Source organism: Mycoplana sp. 10N416, from assembly GCF_056394765.1.
In genome coordinates, this window is sequence record NZ_JBFTIM010000006.1 from 26,865 (window position 1) to 42,948 (window position 16,084).

General features: G+C 64.3%; 16 protein-coding genes. 3 read left to right on the plus strand and 13 right to left on the minus strand.

Annotation, left to right across the window (positions count from 1 at the left end):
• Nucleotides 1-27: 27 nt before the first annotated feature.
• Together AC1DDS_RS13495 and AC1DDS_RS13500 are read right to left on the minus strand one after the other, a co-directional pair.
• A complete protein-coding gene (locus AC1DDS_RS13495; RefSeq protein ID WP_477479370.1) occupies nt 28-579 on the minus strand; it encodes a YceD family protein in 552 nt (183 codons plus the stop codon).
• Between the two features lie 26 nt (nt 580-605).
• Nucleotides 606-1,151, minus strand: a complete 546-nt coding sequence (locus AC1DDS_RS13500; protein WP_477479371.1) for a ubiquinol-cytochrome C chaperone family protein — start codon at nt 1,149-1,151, stop codon at nt 606-608.
• A gap of 129 nt (nt 1,152-1,280) precedes the next feature.
• On the opposite strand from AC1DDS_RS13500, the gene AC1DDS_RS13505 reads away from it, so the two are divergent.
• The gene (locus AC1DDS_RS13505) at nt 1,281-1,784 is read left to right on the plus strand and encodes an outer membrane protein assembly factor BamE (RefSeq protein ID WP_310416770.1); all 504 of its coding nucleotides are present in this window, start codon (nt 1,281-1,283) and stop codon (nt 1,782-1,784) included.
• A 70-nt stretch (nt 1,785-1,854) separates the two neighbouring features.
• Here the strand turns inward: AC1DDS_RS13505 and AC1DDS_RS13510 are convergent, their stop codons facing one another.
• The 4 genes from AC1DDS_RS13510 to ribH form a co-directional block, all read right to left on the minus strand.
• Nucleotides 1,855-3,990 (minus strand): sodium-translocating pyrophosphatase, encoded by a 2,136-nt coding sequence (locus tag AC1DDS_RS13510; RefSeq protein ID WP_477479372.1) that lies wholly within the window; start codon nt 3,988-3,990, stop codon nt 1,855-1,857.
• 181 nt (nt 3,991-4,171) lie between these two features.
• Complete coding sequence (locus AC1DDS_RS13515) at nt 4,172-5,395, minus strand: MFS transporter (protein ID WP_477479373.1); 1,224 nt, start codon at nt 5,393-5,395, stop codon at nt 4,172-4,174.
• Between the two features lie 9 nt (nt 5,396-5,404).
• A complete protein-coding gene (gene nusB / locus AC1DDS_RS13520; RefSeq protein ID WP_310415780.1) occupies nt 5,405-5,887 on the minus strand; it encodes a transcription antitermination factor NusB in 483 nt (160 codons plus the stop codon).
• Nucleotides 5,884-6,345, minus strand: coding sequence for a 6,7-dimethyl-8-ribityllumazine synthase (gene ribH, locus AC1DDS_RS13525; protein ID WP_477479374.1), 462 nt, complete (start codon nt 6,343-6,345; stop codon nt 5,884-5,886). The genes nusB and ribH overlap by 4 nt, the downstream gene beginning before the upstream one ends.
• 218 nt (nt 6,346-6,563) lie before the next feature.
• On the opposite strand from ribH, the gene AC1DDS_RS13530 reads away from it, so the two are divergent.
• Nucleotides 6,564-7,067 carry a cupin domain-containing protein gene (locus AC1DDS_RS13530; RefSeq protein ID WP_477479375.1) on the plus strand — a complete coding sequence of 168 codons (504 nt, stop codon included), beginning with the start codon at nt 6,564-6,566 and terminating at the stop codon, nt 7,065-7,067.
• A gap of 125 nt (nt 7,068-7,192) precedes the next feature.
• Nucleotides 7,193-7,978, plus strand: coding sequence for a TSUP family transporter (locus tag AC1DDS_RS13535; RefSeq protein WP_477479376.1), 786 nt, complete (start codon nt 7,193-7,195; stop codon nt 7,976-7,978).
• Between the two features lie 145 nt (nt 7,979-8,123).
• Here the strand turns inward: AC1DDS_RS13535 and AC1DDS_RS13540 are convergent, their stop codons facing one another.
• The 7 genes from AC1DDS_RS13540 to AC1DDS_RS13570 all read right to left on the minus strand — a co-directional run bounded on the left by AC1DDS_RS13540 (nt 8,124) and on the right by AC1DDS_RS13570 (nt 16,082).
• Nucleotides 8,124-8,336 (minus strand): hypothetical protein, encoded by a 213-nt coding sequence (locus AC1DDS_RS13540; protein WP_477479377.1) that lies wholly within the window; start codon nt 8,334-8,336, stop codon nt 8,124-8,126.
• 291 nt (nt 8,337-8,627) lie between these two features.
• Nucleotides 8,628-9,266, minus strand: coding sequence for a cob(I)yrinic acid a,c-diamide adenosyltransferase (cobO, locus tag AC1DDS_RS13545; protein WP_477479378.1), 639 nt, complete (start codon nt 9,264-9,266; stop codon nt 8,628-8,630).
• 10 nt (nt 9,267-9,276) lie between these two features.
• Nucleotides 9,277-9,663 carry a GFA family protein gene (locus AC1DDS_RS13550; protein WP_477479379.1) on the minus strand — a complete coding sequence of 129 codons (387 nt, stop codon included), beginning with the start codon at nt 9,661-9,663 and terminating at the stop codon, nt 9,277-9,279.
• Nucleotides 9,660-13,658, minus strand: a complete 3,999-nt coding sequence (gene cobN, locus AC1DDS_RS13555) for a cobaltochelatase subunit CobN (RefSeq protein WP_477479380.1) — start codon at nt 13,656-13,658, stop codon at nt 9,660-9,662. Before cobN ends, AC1DDS_RS13550 begins: the two co-directional genes overlap by 4 nt.
• Before the next feature lie 43 nt (nt 13,659-13,701).
• The gene (gene cobW, locus AC1DDS_RS13560; protein ID WP_477479381.1) at nt 13,702-14,760 is read right to left on the minus strand and encodes a cobalamin biosynthesis protein CobW; all 1,059 of its coding nucleotides are present in this window, start codon (nt 14,758-14,760) and stop codon (nt 13,702-13,704) included.
• Nucleotides 14,761-14,763: 3 nt separating this feature from the next.
• The gene (gene cobU, locus AC1DDS_RS13565; protein ID WP_477479382.1) at nt 14,764-15,291 is read right to left on the minus strand and encodes a bifunctional adenosylcobinamide kinase/adenosylcobinamide-phosphate guanylyltransferase; all 528 of its coding nucleotides are present in this window, start codon (nt 15,289-15,291) and stop codon (nt 14,764-14,766) included.
• Entirely contained in the window at nt 15,291-16,082 is a 792-nt protein-coding gene (locus AC1DDS_RS13570) for a CbtA family protein (protein WP_477479383.1), read from the minus strand. Before AC1DDS_RS13570 ends, cobU begins: the two co-directional genes overlap by 1 nt.
• Nucleotides 16,083-16,084 lie beyond the last annotated feature (2 nt).

Here is a 16,084-nt window from a genome sequence, read left to right on the forward strand (position 1 = left end):
CGAATTATCCAGGCCATGGAGGCCCATTCAGTCCTTTTTCCAGTCTTTCAATACAGCAAATGGAGATGGCTTTCTGCCGCCCTCGTCGGTGTGCTCGATGTGACCGGAAAATACGACGCCCGCCTTGCGTGGATAGGGATCGATCGCCAACGCCGCGTATTCGGCAGCGGCGACACCGACGTCGATCGTGTCCCCTTGAAAGAGCTCCGGACTGTCCGGCCCGTCCGGATCGAGCAGCATTTCGCCGCCCTCCACGTCAGGGTGTAGGGCAAGCTTGGAGCCCTCGGGAACGAATACGGCGTCGACCGGCTCGTCGATTTGCGACTCCACCGGATCCATCGTCACGACGCAGGACTGGACGATGTCGGCCTTCACCCTGCCCTTCACCCGGACGCCGTCCTTCTTCCAGCGCTGGACTTGCAGTTCGGCGGAAAAGGACCGCACCTCCCGAATGTCCCACTGGCGCGCGAGTGCGCGGCACTCGTCCGCGTCGGCGGCGATCTTCACCTCGACCGGATTAACGGAAATGTGTCCGACCTTCACGGAATAGGAAAATGGTGTCTCTTCGTCGTGCTTCATAATGTTTCCTCGGTGACGTGCACCGGTCAGTCTGTCGGGTCCGCGGCTGGCAATTGTGCGGTTCCGGTCTCGATGGTCAGTTCGTCCAGTGCCGCCAGGTGCGCTTCGGCGGCAAAGAAATAGCGTGCGAGTTCCTGCATATCGGGGGCCTCTTCCCCTGCATCAGGGTGAATATTGCGTCGCAACGCCTGCGCAAGGGCGTCACGATCCCCAGCATCGAGAGCGGCCGCGTAGGACTCGAGCCGGCCGTAGAAGCGGCCGGCGAGCTTCTTCATCCGTTTCGGCACGCCGACGTCACTGATGCCCAGTTCGCGGATCGAGTGATCCACATCCTGGAAGAACGCGTCGATGATCTGCTGGGCGATCTCCTGTCCCGATGCGGCGGACGCGCGCGTACGGCGGAAATAAAGGATCAACACCCCCGACAGCATCTCGAAGCGCCCCATCACCGTGTCGGGCACCCCTAGCGCCTCGTAGAGAAACGGCTGGCGGGCTGCCGCCGTCAGAAGCGCGTATTGGCGTTCGACGATCCGCTGGTTGGCGTTTTTTTTCCTGAACAGGCCGAAAATCATCATAACGCCTAGTTTTGGCTGATTGAAGGAGAGCGAGCCGCCGGTGTCGTGTTGCATGACAGCCGAAGCTGGTTTACCGAAGCATGCACGAATTGCAATGGCTCGCCGGCCATCTTAGCCTCAAGGGGATTGTCGTTGAAGAGATGCTATTTCAGGACTGATATGATTTTTCTGCGCAACGCCACGATTGCCCTCGCCCTTTCCACCAGCGTCCTCGCCGGCTGCCAGACAGGTGAAGTCCTCAACCAGGGCTACATCGTTGACGAACAGACCCTGGCGCTTGCGCCTGTGGGTTCGTCCCGGGAACAGGTGCTGCTCTCACTCGGAACACCTTCGACGACAGCCACCTTTGACACCGAGGTCTTCTATTACATCTCGCAGAAGCGCTCGCGCCCGGCCGCCTTCATGAAACCGAAGATCATCGAGCAGAGCATCCTCGCCGTCTATTTCAACAAAGACGGCAACGTGGATCGGCTGGCGAACTACGCGCTGCAAGACGGGGTGCCGTTCGACATGGTCTCGCGCACGACGCCGACCGGCGGCGTGGAAACCACCTTCCTCGGCCAGTTGCTGAAGGGCGGCGGCGACCCGAACGCGGCAATCCGCAACGCGCTCGCCAACAACCCGCAATAACGGGACGATTGCAGAGCAAAAAAGCCGCGGGACCTTCGCCCCGCGGCTTTCCATTTGATGTGCCGGTGCCTCAAGCCAGAACGGCCAGCAGCAGCAACGCCACGATGTTGGTGATCTTGATCGCCGGGTTGACGGCCGGGCCAGCGGTGTCCTTGTAGGGATCGCCGACGGTATCACCGGTGACAGAGGCCTTGTGGGCCTCTGAGCCCTTCATGTGACGCTGCCCGTCCTTGTCGACGAAGCCGTCCTCGAAGCTCTTCTTCGCATTGTCCCAGGCGCCGCCGCCAGAGGTCATCGAAATTGCGACGAACAGCCCGTTGACGATGACGCCGAGCAGCGATGCGCCGAGCGCCGCAAAGGCCGAGGCCTTCGAGCCGGAGATCAGCAGCACGCCGAAGTACACGACGAGCGGCGCCAGCACCGGCAGCAGCGATGGCACGATCATTTCCCGGATCGCCGCCTTGGTCAGCAGGTCCACGGCACGGCCGTAGTTCGGCTTGTCCGTGCCGGCCATGATGCCCGGCTTCTCCTTGAACTGCTTGCGCACCTCCTCGACGATCGCGCCGGCGGCACGGCCGACGGCCGTCATCGCGATGCCGCCGAACAGATACGGGATCAGCCCGCCGAACAGCAGTCCCGCCACGACATAGGGATTGGAGAGATCGAAGGAGATCTCACCGATGCCGGCGAAGTAGGGATACTTGTCGCCGTTGGCGGCAAAGTAGGACAGGTCGTTGGAGTAAGCGGCGAACAGCACCAGCGCGCCGAGACCCGCAGAACCAATCGCATACCCCTTGGTGACGGCCTTGGTGGTGTTGCCGACGGCATCGAGCGCATCGGTGGACTTGCGCACCTCCGGCGGCAGGTGGGACATTTCGGCAATGCCGCCGGCATTGTCGGTGACCGGTCCGAAGGCGTCGAGCGCGACGATCATGCCGGCTAGTCCCAGCATGGCGGTTACGGCGATGCCCGTGCCGAAGAGGCCGGCCAGCTGGTAGGTGGAGATGATGCCGCCGACGATGACGATCGCCGGCAGCGCCGTCGATTCCAGCGAGACGGCGAGCCCCTGGATGACGTTCGTGCCGTGGCCGGTGACGGAGGCCTGCGCGATCGAGTTGACCGGGCGCTTGTTCGTCCCGGTGTAGTACTCGGTGATGACGACGATCAGCGCCGTGACCACGAGGCCCAGCAGGCCGCAGATGAACAGGCTCGTGCCGGTGACTTCGACGCCGCCGGCCGTGCCGAGCGAACCCCAGCCGACCGTCAGCGACGTTGCGGCGGCAAGCCCCAGGATCGACAGCAGGCCGGTCACGATCAGCCCCTTGTAGAGCGCCCCCATGATCGAGTTGTTCGTGCCCAGTTTGACGAAGAACGTTCCGATGATCGAGGTGATGACGCAGGCCGCGCAGATGGCGAGCGGATAGATCATCGCGGTGGCAAGGATCGGCGTGCCGCCGAAGAAGATCGCCGCGAGCACCATCGTCGCCACCACCGACACCGCATAGGTCTCGAACAGGTCGGCGGCCATGCCGGCGCAGTCACCGACGTTGTCGCCGACGTTGTCGGCGATCGTGGCCGGGTTGCGCGGATCGTCCTCGGGAATACCCGCTTCAACCTTGCCGACGAGATCGCCGCCGACATCCGCACCCTTGGTGAAGATACCGCCGCCGAGACGGGCGAAGATCGAGATGAGCGATGCACCGAAGCCGAGTGACACGAGCGAATCGATGACCTCGCGCGAGGCGGGATCGTGGCCGAGCACCGACGTCAGGATCCAGTAGTAGATGGAGACGCCGAGCAGCGCGAGCCCCGCTACCAGCATGCCGGTGATCGCACCCGACTTGAAGGCAATCTCGAGGCCGGAGGCCAGGCTGACCGAAGCGGCCTGGGCCGTGCGGACGTTGGCGCGAACGGAGACGTGCATGCCGATGAAGCCGGCAGCACCGGACAGAACGGCGCCAATCAGAAAGCCGAAGGCAGCTGTGGCCGACAGAAGAAGCCAGGCGGCAATGAAGACAACAACCCCGACGACTGCAATAGCCTTGTACTGGCGGGTCAGGTAGGCCTGCGCCCCTTCCCGGATATAGCCTGCAATTTCCTGCATGCGGGCGTTCCCCTGATCGGCGGCAAGCACCGACCGCGTCGCCCAGATGGCATAAGCCACCGAGAGCAACCCGCATGCGATAACGCCCAATAAAATGGTCATTTCGCTATTTCCTCCTGTGAAGCCGCGTTCCGTTCCGCTGCGGCCATAAAAAACGCCAGCGGCCCGCTTGCCTCCTCACATGCGGGCAGTTGACGACGTGCAGAGAGTGCAAGTGCGAATCGCTTGCGTCAAGCCGCCTGCCGCAAATGGCTGGAAGAGTGTGTTTTGCAGTATAGGCGGCTCAACGCCGCCGGGTGCGCTCGCGGTAGGCCAATGCCAGGACGAGGCAAAGGCTGAAGCCCGCGACGGGCCAGAAGACGAGGTTGATCGTCTGCCACCCATAGGCGCTGAACACCTTCCCGGACGAGAACGAGGCAAGGGCGACGGTGCCGAAGAGCACGATGTCATGAAAACCCTGGACCTTGTCGGCCTCGTGCGGCCGATAGCTCGAAGCGACGATCGCCGTGGAGCCGATGAAACCGAAGTTCCAGCCGACGCCCAGAAGGATAAGCGCGCCCCAGAAGTTCCAAAGCTCGATGCCGGCATGGGCGATGACGGCACAGCCCATCAGCACCAGCAGCCCGGCGGCGACCACCTTCTCCGTACCGAAGCGCTGGATCAGCATGCCGGTGAAGAAACTCGGTCCGAACATCGCCAGCACATGCCACTGGATACCAAGGGTGGCGAGCTCTTGCGAAAAGCCGCAGCCGATCACCATGGCGAGCGGCGCGCCCGTCATCATGAAGGTCATCAGCGCATAGCTCGATATGCCGCAGATCATGCCCGTCAGGAACCGCTGGGTCAGAACGATTTCGGCAAGCGGGCGTGCCGGCTCGGCATGCCCGGCTTTTGCCGCCGAGGCGTCCGGCAATCGCAGCAGCAGGAACAGTACGATCGCCGTGAGCGACAACGGCAGCATCGCAACGAAGGCGCCGGCGAAGAGGACGGGCTCGAACAGGTCCTTGGTCAGGATCACGAGTTGCGGGCCGAGCACGGCGGAAATCACGCCGCCGGCAAGGATCCAGGAAATCGCGCGCGGCTTGTAGAACGAAGGCGAGGCATCGGCGGCAGCGAAACGGATCTTCTGGGCGAACCCCGAGGATATGCCGATCAGCAGGAAGCCCACCGCCATCATCCAGAAATCGGCGCGGAAAAGCGCAATCGCCGCTGTCAGTCCGCCGATGGCCGAAATCACGGCGCCGGCGACGAAACCATAAGCGCGGCCCAGCAGACGGGCCAGGATGGCGACCAGGATGGCGCCGAGCGAGACGCCGATATTGAAACCGGTCAGCGGTGCGGTGGCCAGCGACTTGTCCTCGCCAAGCAACTCGTAGCCGGCAATGCCGCCGATGGAAAAGACGATCGGGCCGGCGGAGGCAAGGATTGCCTGCGCCATGGTCAGCAGAAAGACGTTGCGACGTGCGGACGAGAGTTCGCGTTCCAGGCCGTCTGCCACCACCGTCATTCCGTCACCCTATCCCCTTGCTTCGCCGCGCACCTGGCGGGCGATGCGGTCCAGGACGGCGTTGACGAGCTTCGGCTCCTCGTCCTCGAAGAAGGCCTTGGCGATCTCGACATATTCCGTGACGATGACGGCAACCGGAACATCCTTGCGCTCCAGCATCTCGAAAGTGCCGGCGCGCAGGATGGCGCGGACGGTGGTGTCCAGGCGCGACAACGCCCAGTCGTCCTGTAGCGCGGCGCCAATCAACGGGTCGAGCTTGCGCTGATCGCGCACGACGCCGGAAACGACCGAGCGGAACCAGGAGGCGTCCGCCTTGAGATAGGTGTCGCCGTCCAGTTCCTGGCCGAGACGATGCGCCTCGTATTCGGCGACGATCTCGAGCACGCCGGCGCCACCGACATCCATCTGGTAAAGTGCCTGCACGGCGGCAAGACGGGCCGCGCCGCGCTGGTTTGCCTGCTTTACCGGCTGATCCGATTTACCCTTGGTCACGATTCGCCGCCCAGCTTCTTCTTGAGCTTGATCATGGTCAGCGCCGCGCGTGCGGCAAAACCGCCCTTGTCGCCTTCCGAGCGGCGCGCGCGCGCCCAGGCCTGCTCCTCGTTTTCCACCGTCAGGATGCCATTGCCGATCGGCAGCCCCTCGCTGACGGTCAGATCCATGATGGCGCGGCAGGATTCGTTGGCGACGATGTCAAAATGGTACGTCTCGCCGCGGATCACCATGCCGAGCGCAACGAAACCATCATACTCCGTTCCACCATAGTCCATGCCGTCGAGCGCCATCGAGATCGCCGCCGGGATTTCGAGGGCACCGGGAACCGTCACGACATCGTAGGTCGCGCCCGCTTCGTCAAGCGCGGTCTTGGCGCCATCGAGCAGCGCGTCGGCCATGTCGTCATAGAAGCGCGCCTCGACGACGAGGAGATGAGGGGTTTCAGCATTTGCCATGGGTCACCCGAACGTTGTGAGAGGAGGCACGCGGATCGTCGCGGCAGAGGCCGCGGTAAAACCACGACGGGGCGACGAAGGCAAGGAAATTCGGACATTTTCGTTCAATTCCGGCACGTCGCCCGCATTACGCCGCGGTTGGCATGCTGGATATCTGCGCCGCTCTCTGCATACTTGCCGCCGAAGGGAATCCACAACCGCGCGAAGGATCCGAGGCCATGGCCGAAACTCGAAAGCCAGTCGTCAATCCGAAATCGCTGCAACTCGACCACTGGACGCAGGGAGACTTCTTCGAGTCGCGCGACGCCTCCTTCGGCGCTCTGTTGGGTCTGAAGAACCTCGGCATCGGCTATGGCGAGGTTCCGCCGGGCAAGTCCGGCTGCCCGTTCCACAATCATCACGTGGAAGAGGAACTTTTCATCATCCTCGAAGGAACCGGCACCTATCGGTTCGGCAAGGACCGGTATCCGGTCGGCCCCGGCGACGTGCTCGGCGCCCCGGCCGGTGGCCCGGAAACCGCGCACCACCTGATCAACACCGGCGACGTGCCGCTCAAGTATCTCTCGATCTCGACGATGGCGGCGACGGAGATCTGCGAATACCCGGACTCCGGCAAGTTCCTGGCCAAGACGCGCCCGGACGCCGGCGGCCCCGCGCAATTCCGCTTTGTCGGACGGGCTGAAAGCGCAGTGGACTATTGGGAGGGCGAACCGGGCGCCTAGAGCCATTGATTTGCCAGAATCCGAACCTTCCCGATCGTCGGTCGGCTCCTTCTGATCCGTCCTTTGCAATTACCGGCAGCATCTGACAAAGGTGGTGGACAATACTTTGCCCACTGGAATGCCCCGTGATCGACCTTGCACTCCACGTTCTGCTTTTCCTGTTCATCGCCGCCTTTATTGCCGGATTCATCGATTCGATCGCCGGCGGCGGCGGCATGATCACCATTCCGGCCATGCTGCTTGCCGGCATACCGCCGCTACAGACGCTCGGGACCAACAAGTTGCAGGCGCTGTTCGGTTCCGGTTCCGCGACGCTGGCCTATGCGCGTGCGGGACAGGTGAACCTGCGCCGGCAATTGCCGATGGCGGCTTTGTCGGCCATCGGCGCGGCCCTCGGCGCCGCTGTTGCGACGGTGCTGCCGGGAGAAGTGCTGAAGGCGATCCTGCCGCTCCTGCTGCTCGGCATTGCCCTCTACTTCGCGCTCAAGCCGAACATCGGTGACGTCGACCAGCATTGGCGGCTGGCGGAACTGGCATTCGCCCTCACTGTCATACCGCTGATCGGCTTCTACGACGGCGTGTTCGGGCCGGGCACCGGATCGTTCTTCATGCTCGCCTTCGTGACGCTCGCGGGCTTCGGCGTGCTGAAGGCGACGGCGCATACGAAACTGTTGAACTTCGGCTCCAACATCGGCGCATTCGCCGTCTTCCTCGCCTATGGCGCCATGTTGTGGAAGGTCGGTTTCGTCATGGGCGCCGGCCAGTTCTTCGGCGCACAGGTGGGCTCGCGCTTTGCCATGAAACGGGGCGCGAAGATCATCAAGCCGATCCTGGTGGTCACGAGCACGGTGCTGGCGATCCGCCTCATGGCAGATCCCACGAACCCGCTGCGGCTGTGGCTCGGTTGGTAGGCTGCGGCTGATATTTCCACGCCTACCAAAGACGACTTACTCCTTTGAATTGAAAGAGAAAATTCAGGCCAGATTCCGTGGTGGATATCAGCACTACGGCAACAGTGCGCCAACTCTTTCGAGTAAAATCACGCACGAAGGCGGTTTAAGGTAGCAACTGCAAGAGAAGCGACGGTGAACTGAGGAAACCGCCAGCTACGAGGCCAACAAACCCTAGTGCCAACGCTCCGACGAACCCGTGGCTTTCCCAACCGATGTAGGCCCCCACAGCGGTTGCTGTCGTGATAATCGAAACCGTCCATAGGATTTTGACCAGCCCGACCACACGACGAAAAGCTGTTGGGTTGTCTTCGGTCATGCGAAATTCAACCTTTTGAAGCGCCTATGTCTTAGACGATAGTGTGGAAGATTCATTCCACCAGAGGTGAGGATGATCATCCGTTGCAGCGGATCATTTCCCAATTCTGCACTGCCTAATGCCGGATATTTCTGTCCCTCACCTGCCTGCCGGCATCCTCTCCCCGCAAGCGGGGCGAGGAGCATGGGAGCGCCGCTTTGCTCTGCTTCGCGACGGGCGCCGTTTTGCCCCTTCTCCCCCGGGGAGAAGGTCCCGGCAGGGGGATGAGGGGCATTACACGCTAAACGGATCTCAGAACTCGACGCCGATCTGCGCCTTGATCCCGGAGCGGAACGGGTGCTTCACCAGTTCCATCTCGGTGACGAGGTCGGCGACCTCAATCAACTCGTCCTTGGCGTTGCGGCCGGTCAGAACGACATGCGTCATGTACGGCTTCTCCGTCGACAGGAACTCGACGACCTCGGCGACGTCGATGTAGTCGTAGCGCAGCGCGATGTTGATTTCGTCGAGCAGCACCATCGAGTTGCGCTCGTCGCGGATCAGTTCCTTGGCCTTCTCCCAGGCCTTCTGGGCCATCGCGATGTCGCGGGCGCGGTCCTGGGTTTCCCAGGTGAAGCCCTCGCCGAGCGTGTAGAACTGGCAAAGATCGGAGAAATGCTTCTCGATCAGCTCGCGCTCGCCCGTCACCATCGCGCCCTTGATGAACTGCACGACGGCGCAGGGCTTTGCGTGGGCGATGTGGCGGAAGATCATGCCGAAGCCGGCCGTCGACTTGCCCTTGCCCTTGCCGGTGTGGACGATGACCAGGCCCTTCTCGTCGGTCTTCGTCGCCATGATCTTCTCGCGCGCCTGCTTCTTCTTCGCCATCTTTTCGGAGTGGCGGGCGAGTTCGGCCTCAGTCATACCGGTTTCGGTTTCCATTTCGCTCATCGAATGCTCCTCAATCATGCTTTGGCAGGTCGTCGTCGCAGGCAAGCCACGCGACCCGCTCGCTCCAGAACCAGTGCTGGTTGATCGTCAGACCTGATGCGTCATCGAGCGCACCGACATACAGGTCGATATCGTCGGGCCGGTCGTCGGTCTCATAGCTGATCGGCGAGCCGCACGCGCCGCAGAACCCGCGCGACACCCCAGGCGAGGAGGCGTAGTGGCGCAGCGTCTCGCCCTCGAAAACGACGCTCTCCCGAGCAACGCAAAAGAAGCTCGTCACCGGCGACGAGGTCGCCCGCCGGCAACTCTCGCAATGGCAATGCCCGGTGCGGATGACCGGTCCGGAAACCCGAAAGCGAACCGATTTGCACAGGCAACGTCCGGAAAGCTCGGTCATGACGCCCTCTTCTTGTCGGCGATCGCTTCAAGCTCGAATCTCGCAGAGTTCGAGCGCGGCGACCAGAGGCCACGGTCGACCGCCTCGATCAGCCGGTCGGATATCTCCTTCAAGGCCGACGGATTCTTTTCCGCCATGAAATCGCGCACACGATCATCCAGAACATAGGCCTGATAGACGGCCTCGAAATGGTGATCCTTCACCGCTCCGGTCGTCGCGGCGAAGGCGAACATGAAATCGACCGTCGCGGCCAATTCAAACGCGCCCTTGTAGCCGTGGCGCATGACCCCGTCGATCCACTTCGGATTGACGACGCGGGCCCGCACCACCCGGCCGATCTCGTCCTCCAGCGTCCGCACGACCGGCTTTTCCGGCCGCGACAGGTCGTTGTGGTAGACGGTCGGCTGGGCGCCGGTCAGGTGCGCGACCGCCGCGGCCATGCCGCCTTCGAACTGGTAGTATTCGTCGCTGTCGAGAAGATCGTGCTCGCGGTTATCCTGGTTCTGGACGATCGCCTGCAGGCTCTTCATCCGCGCCTCCAGCTGGTCGCGGCTGGAAACGTCCTCGCCCTCGCCGGCATAGGCATGCGCCCCCCAGGCCAGCCATGCCTCGGCGAGGTCGCCACGATCCTTCCACAGCCCCTCGTCCATCATCGTCTGCAGGCCGGCGCCATAACTGCCCGGCTTGGCACCGAAGACGCGATAGCCGGCCTGCGCCCGCGCCTCGCCCTCGCTGGCGCCTTCGGCTGCAAGGCTCGCGGCCTCGGCACGCATCCGCGCGGCGATCGGATTGTCCTCGCCGTCCTCGTCGAGCGCGCCGATCGCGCGCACGGCCCGGTCGAACAGCGCGATCTGCTCCGGGAAGGCATCGCGGAAGAAGCCGGAAATCCGCAGCGTGACGTCGACGCGCGGGTGGCGCAACATGGCGGGCGGGATGATCTCGTAGCCGGTGACGCGACGCGAGACGGTATCCCAGACCGGCTTGGCGCCGATCAGCGCCAGCGCTTGGGCGATGTCGTCGCCGCCGGTGCGCATGTTCGAGGTTCCCCAGGCGGTGATGCCGAATGACGTCGGCCACTCGCCGTGGTCCTGCGCGTAGCGGGTCACGAGCAATTCGGCCGATTTCTTGCCAAGCTCCCAGGCGGCCGGCGTCGGCACGGCGCGGCTGTCGACGGAATAGAAGTTGCGCCCGGTCGGCAGTACATCCGGCCGGCCGCGGGTCGGCGCGCCGGACGGGCCCGGCTCGACGAAACGCCCGTCAAGCCCGCGCAAAAGCGCGGCCATCTCGGCTGCGCCACATGCCTCGATCGACGGCCGGATCGAGTCGTCCACCTGGTCGAGCACGGCGCGCGTGGCCGTCCAGCCCTCCGGGGAGAGCCTTTCGCCCGAGACCAGCTTGCTCGCCAAAAGCTCGATGCGCTCGACCGTGTCGCCGGCGGTTCGCCAGGGTGCGTCGGTTTGTTCCCCGAGGATTGCGGGCCGTGGTCCGCTCCAGGGATCGGAGGGGACGCAATCGAGCGGGTCGAAAGTGAAAACTGCCGTGGCAGAGGCGCGCGCTTCCCGCACCTCGTCACCGCCACCCAAGGCATCCACCGCAATCGCCCGCTGCAGGCTGGTGTCGCCGCCCTCGCCCAACCCCCGCGGCACGCGCGCCAGCGCCAGCGTCAGGTCGGTCAGCAGCCGCCCCGACGGCGAGACGCCGAAGACGTGCAGGCCGTCGCGGATCTGCATTTCCTTCAGGTCGCAAAGATAGGCGTCGAGCTTCTGCAGCGCCGCCTCCTCGCCGTCCGACTTGGCGATGCCGGCGTCCTGGTCGAGACCGATGTCGCGGACGAGGTCGAGGATCTGCTTGCTGAGAAGTTTGATGCGGCGGGGATCGCCGCCGGAGGCGTCGTAGTACTCGTCGACCAGTGCCTCCAGGTCCTTCAGCGGCCCGTAGGTTTCGGCGCGCGTCAACGGTGGGGTCAGGTGGTCGATGATGACGGCGGCGGAACGGCGCTTGGCCTGCGTGCCCTCGCCCGGATCGTTGACGATGAAGGGATAGAGATGCGGGAGCGGCCCGAAGACCGCCTCCGGATAGCAGGTCTCCGACAGCGCCAGCGCCTTGCCCGGCAGCCATTCGAGGTTGCCATGCTTGCCGACATGGACGATCGCGTGCACGCCGCAGACCTCGCGCAGGTAGGCGTAGAAGGCGAAATAGCCGTGCGGCGGCACGAGGTCCGGCGAGTGATAGGTGTCCTTCGGGTCGATGTTGTAACCGCGCGCCGGCTGGATGCCGACAAGCGTCTCGCCGCTACGGGTCAGCGGCAGGGCGAAGACGTCGCCCTTGATGAAGGGATCGTCCTCCGGTTCACCCCAGCGGGCGATCACATCGTCCTGCATCGACTTCGGAAGAGACGCGAAGAAGCGCCTGTATTGATTCAACGAAATCGTCTCGCGGATTTCGCGATCTTCACCGGCCGAGTTCGTCGGACCGGCCATCAGGTGGCCCATCAACGCATCGCCGTCGGCCGGCAGATCACCGACCGCATAGCCATGCGCCTTCATCGCACGAAGGATTTCGAGCGTTCCAGCCGGCGTATCGAGACCGACACCATTGCCGAGCCGGCCGTCGCGGTTGGGGTAGTTCGCCATGACGAGTGCGATGCGGCGCTCGTCCGTGCTGGCCCGACGCAGACGCGCCCAATTGGCGGCAAGCTTCGCCGAGAAGCGGATGCGATCCTCGACCGGCTCCAGGCTGACGATGTTCGTCTCGACGGCAGCGTCCCAGCGCGCGGCGGCCTTGAAGGAGACAGCCCGGGCAAGCACCCGACCGTCCACCTCCGGCAAGGAGACGTTCATGCCGAGGTCGCGGGCCGTCAGCCCCTGCGCGGAGGCCTGCCAGGCCTCATGCGAGGAACTGGAAAAGATGACCTGCAGCACCTGCGCACCCGTCTCGTCCAGCACGGTCGGCTTGCGGCTGCCGCCGGGTGCGGAGACGGCAAAGCTGGTGGCGTTCAGCACCACGTCAGGCCGGGCGGCGGCAAAGGCGGCGGTCACGACTTCGATGGAGGCGGGGTCCTTCAGGCTGGAGACGAATAGCGGCAGCGCCCTCACGCCCTCGGCCGCGAGCGCCTCGATCATCAGCTCGACCGGCCCGGTCTCGCCGCTTTGCACATAGGCGCGATAGAAGCTGATGGCGACGGTCGGGGGTTCGAATCCCTCCCCCTCGGATGCATGCCCGTCGGCCGGACGCTGCCCCTCATCCGCCCTTCGGGCACCTTCTCCCCGCAAGCGGGGAGAAGGGAGAGCGGCGTCCGCGGCGGCCGCGGCACCCCCCTCTCCCCGTTCACGGGGAGAGGGCTGGGGTGAGGGGCAAGATTCGCCGGGTGCGGCTTGGAGCGAGTGGCCGCGCGGAAAGGGCACGGCCTCGGCGCAAAGCGCGGCCCAAGTCTCGACATCGATGACACCCCGACCGGGCCACCAGATGCCGGCCTTTTCCAGCGGCTCCGCCGGAGAAGGCTTCCCCCCCCCGAACACCAACGCATCGGCATAGTCGAGGAAGCGGGCGGCGTTTTCCGCCCCGCCCTCCGTCAGGTAGGCCCACAGCCGAAGCCGGTCCTCCTCGGTCACGCGGTTGAATTGCACCAGCCCGTCGTCGGGCCGGTCGTCACCGGGCAGGGCCACCAGCACGATGTCGTTCGCTACCGCGGTCGCATGCAGCGCTTCGAGTACGTAACGGAAATAGCTGGCACCGCCGAGCGCGCGGATGACGATCAGCTTCGCATGCTGCGCCGTGCGCTCGACATAGGTATCGACCGACATGGGGTGGGCAAGCGCGGCAAGGCTGGCAAGCCGCAATCGCGTCGGCTCGTCGCGGCCGCGATGGGCCGCCGCGATCGAGGCAAGCTCGGTATCGGCCGCCGAGAGGAACAGGATGTCGCCCTGTGACTGGCCGAGATCGATCGCCTCCTTGCCGTCGGCGATCGTACCCTTTTGCGCTAGAAGGAGATGCAAACCCGCCTCCCTTCTGCCGAACGCATAGGCATCGCCCGCCCCCTCAGGCCGCCGCGGCCGCAATCGCCGCGCGCACGGCGGCTTCGTCCATGTCGTGCAGGCCGATGACGACGAGACGTGTGCCGCGCGTTTCGCCCGTCTTCCAGGCGCGCTCGAAATACTGATCGATCCGGCTGCCAACGGCCTGAATCAAGAGGCGCATCGGCTTGCCGGGTACGTCGGCGAACCCCTTCAGCCGCAGGATGTCGTGCGCGGCAATCACGCCCTTCAGACGCTCGACGAAGCCGGCCGGATCGGCGACGGCGCCGACTTCGACGACGAAGCTTTCGAACTCGTCATGGTCGTGGTCGTGCTCTTCGCCGTTCTCGTGCTCCAGGTCATGGTGCGACTTGCGGTTGGCGATGTCGTCCTCGGTGCCGATGCCGAGCCCGAGGAGCACCGCTGCCGCGACCTCGCCGTTCCGCGCCTCGATCATCGCCGGCTTGCGGGTGATTCTGGAGGCGACCTCTTCACGCACGGCCTTCAGGCCGACGGCGTCGATCAGGTCGGTCTTGTTGAGGACGATCAGGTCGGCGGCGGTCAGTTGGTCCTCGAACAGTTCCTCCAGCGGGCTTTCGTGGTCGAGGTTCTCGTCCTGGGTGCGCAACGCGTCCACCTTGTCGTGGTCATCGGCAAAGCGGCCGGCGGCGACCGCAGCACTGTCTACGACTGTGATGACACCGTCCACCGTCACCTGCGTCTTGATCTCCGGCCAGTTGAAGGCGGCGACGAGCGGCTGCGGCAGCGCCAGGCCGGACGTCTCGATGACGATGTGATCGGGGCGGTTTTCGCGCTCGAGCAGCTTCGACATGGTCGGGATGAAGTCATCGGCAACGGTGCAGCAGATGCAGCCGTTGGTCAGCTCGATGATGTCGTCCTCGCTGCAGGCCTCGGCGCCGCAGCCCTTCAGCACGTCGCCGTCCACGCCGAGATCGCCGAACTCGTTGATGATCAGCGCGATCCGCTTGCCATTCGCATTCTGGAGGAGGTTGCGGATCATCGTCGTCTTGCCGGCGCCGAGGAAGCCGGTGATGACGGTGGCGGGAATCTTCTGCTGGAGCATGGCTCAACCCTTCATTTTCAGCGGCAAACCTGCCGCGACAAAATAGACTTCGGTGGCGACTGTCGCCACCTGCTGATGCAATCGCCCGGCGTGGTCGCGGAATTCGCGCGCCATCTTGTTGTCCGGCACGATGCCAAGGCCGACCTCGTTCGAGACGAACACCACACGGCCAGGCGCGGTGACGATCGCGGCGGCAAGATCGTCAAAAGCCGCCTTCATGTCGTGCCCTTCGAGCATAAGGTTCGTCACCCAGAGCGTCAGGCAGTCGACGAGCAGGACCCGATCCTTGCGTGCCGTGTCATTGATGCGCTCCGGCAGCGCCAGCGGCTCCTCGTGCGTAACCCAGCCGTGGCTGCCCCGCTGCGCACGGTGCTGCTCAATGCGCTCGCGCATTTCATCGTCCCAGGCCCTGCCCGTCGCGATGTAATGCTTCGAGAGGCCGGTTTCCGCAGCCAGGCTTTCCGCGAATGCGGATTTTCCGGAACGGGCACCGCCCAGAACCAGGACGGCTCCGGGCGATACGGTTTTCATCAGGCTGCCTTGACGATCTTCTCGTTGGCAAAGCCGAGCGAGAGGCCGAGTACGATCCAGAAGAACAACGTCGTGGCAAGCGCCGCGACGGCGAACTCCGCGCCGAGGACGGCCGGCACGTTGCTGGCAAGATCCGTCGGCTGCGGCGCGCCGTAGACGTGCGGGGCCGCGATCAGGGCGATACCCGCAACCTTGGCACCCAGACCATCCTTCAGGATCAGCAGGTAGAGCCCGCCCGCAGACAGTGCGACGGTCGACAGCCACCAGACCTGTCTCTCGGCAAGGTCGGCTGCAGGGAAGCCCGGAAGCTCCGGCGGCAGGCCGATGGCCGGTAGCAGATGCACGGCAAGCCAGCCGGCTGCACCCCAGAGAGCACCGTTTGCGACCGTGATCGGGTTGCCGGTCACGAGGCTGACGCCTGCGAGAAGCAGGGCAAAGCCCGCCCCCGCCACCAGATTGGCAAGCAGCGTGCCGGAAAAGCGGCTCATGCCGAACATGATGCCGCCCTCGTCCTCATGTGCCTCGCCGCCATGGGCGTAGGCGACCGAAACCGGCGAGAGATAGCCAGCGATTTCGGACAGAACCGCGCCGACGCCGAGCGCGGAATGCTCTTGCGTTGCCTGAGGCTGGGTCTCGGTGCCAGTGCCCGCCGGAGCCGGTTCGGTCCCGCCACCTTCATACTCTTCGGCATGAAGAATGAGCGGAATAACCCGCGCCTCCTGGGCGGCCGTCATCAGGGCACCGGAGAACAACCCGGCCACCAGGGCGGCCAGGAGATATTTGACGATCATGT

Bases quoted from the DNA above. Each gene is read 5' to 3' on its own strand.
- AC1DDS_RS13570 (WP_477479383.1), bottom strand. From the start codon at position 16,082: ATGATCGTCAAATATCTCCTGGCCGCCCTGGTGGCCGGGTTGTTCTCC.
- AC1DDS_RS13530 (WP_477479375.1), top strand. From the start codon at position 6,564: ATGGCCGAAACTCGAAAGCCAGTCGTCAATCCGAAATCGCTGCAACTC.
- AC1DDS_RS13495 (WP_477479370.1), bottom strand. From the start codon at position 579: ATGAAGCACGACGAAGAGACACCATTTTCCTATTCCGTGAAGGTCGGA.
- AC1DDS_RS13550 (WP_477479379.1), bottom strand. From the start codon at position 9,663: ATGACCGAGCTTTCCGGACGTTGCCTGTGCAAATCGGTTCGCTTTCGG.
- ribH (WP_477479374.1), bottom strand. From the start codon at position 6,345: ATGGCAAATGCTGAAACCCCTCATCTCCTCGTCGTCGAGGCGCGCTTC.
- AC1DDS_RS13500 (WP_477479371.1), bottom strand. From the start codon at position 1,151: ATGATTTTCGGCCTGTTCAGGAAAAAAAACGCCAACCAGCGGATCGTC.
- cobO (WP_477479378.1), bottom strand. From the start codon at position 9,266: ATGAGCGAAATGGAAACCGAAACCGGTATGACTGAGGCCGAACTCGCC.
- AC1DDS_RS13515 (WP_477479373.1), bottom strand. From the start codon at position 5,395: ATGACGGTGGTGGCAGACGGCCTGGAACGCGAACTCTCGTCCGCACGT.
- AC1DDS_RS13510 (WP_477479372.1), bottom strand. From the start codon at position 3,990: ATGACCATTTTATTGGGCGTTATCGCATGCGGGTTGCTCTCGGTGGCT.
- cobW (WP_477479381.1), bottom strand. From the start codon at position 14,760: ATGCTCCAGCAGAAGATTCCCGCCACCGTCATCACCGGCTTCCTCGGC.
- cobU (WP_477479382.1), bottom strand. From the start codon at position 15,291: ATGAAAACCGTATCGCCCGGAGCCGTCCTGGTTCTGGGCGGTGCCCGT.
- AC1DDS_RS13540 (WP_477479377.1), bottom strand. From the start codon at position 8,336: ATGACCGAAGACAACCCAACAGCTTTTCGTCGTGTGGTCGGGCTGGTC.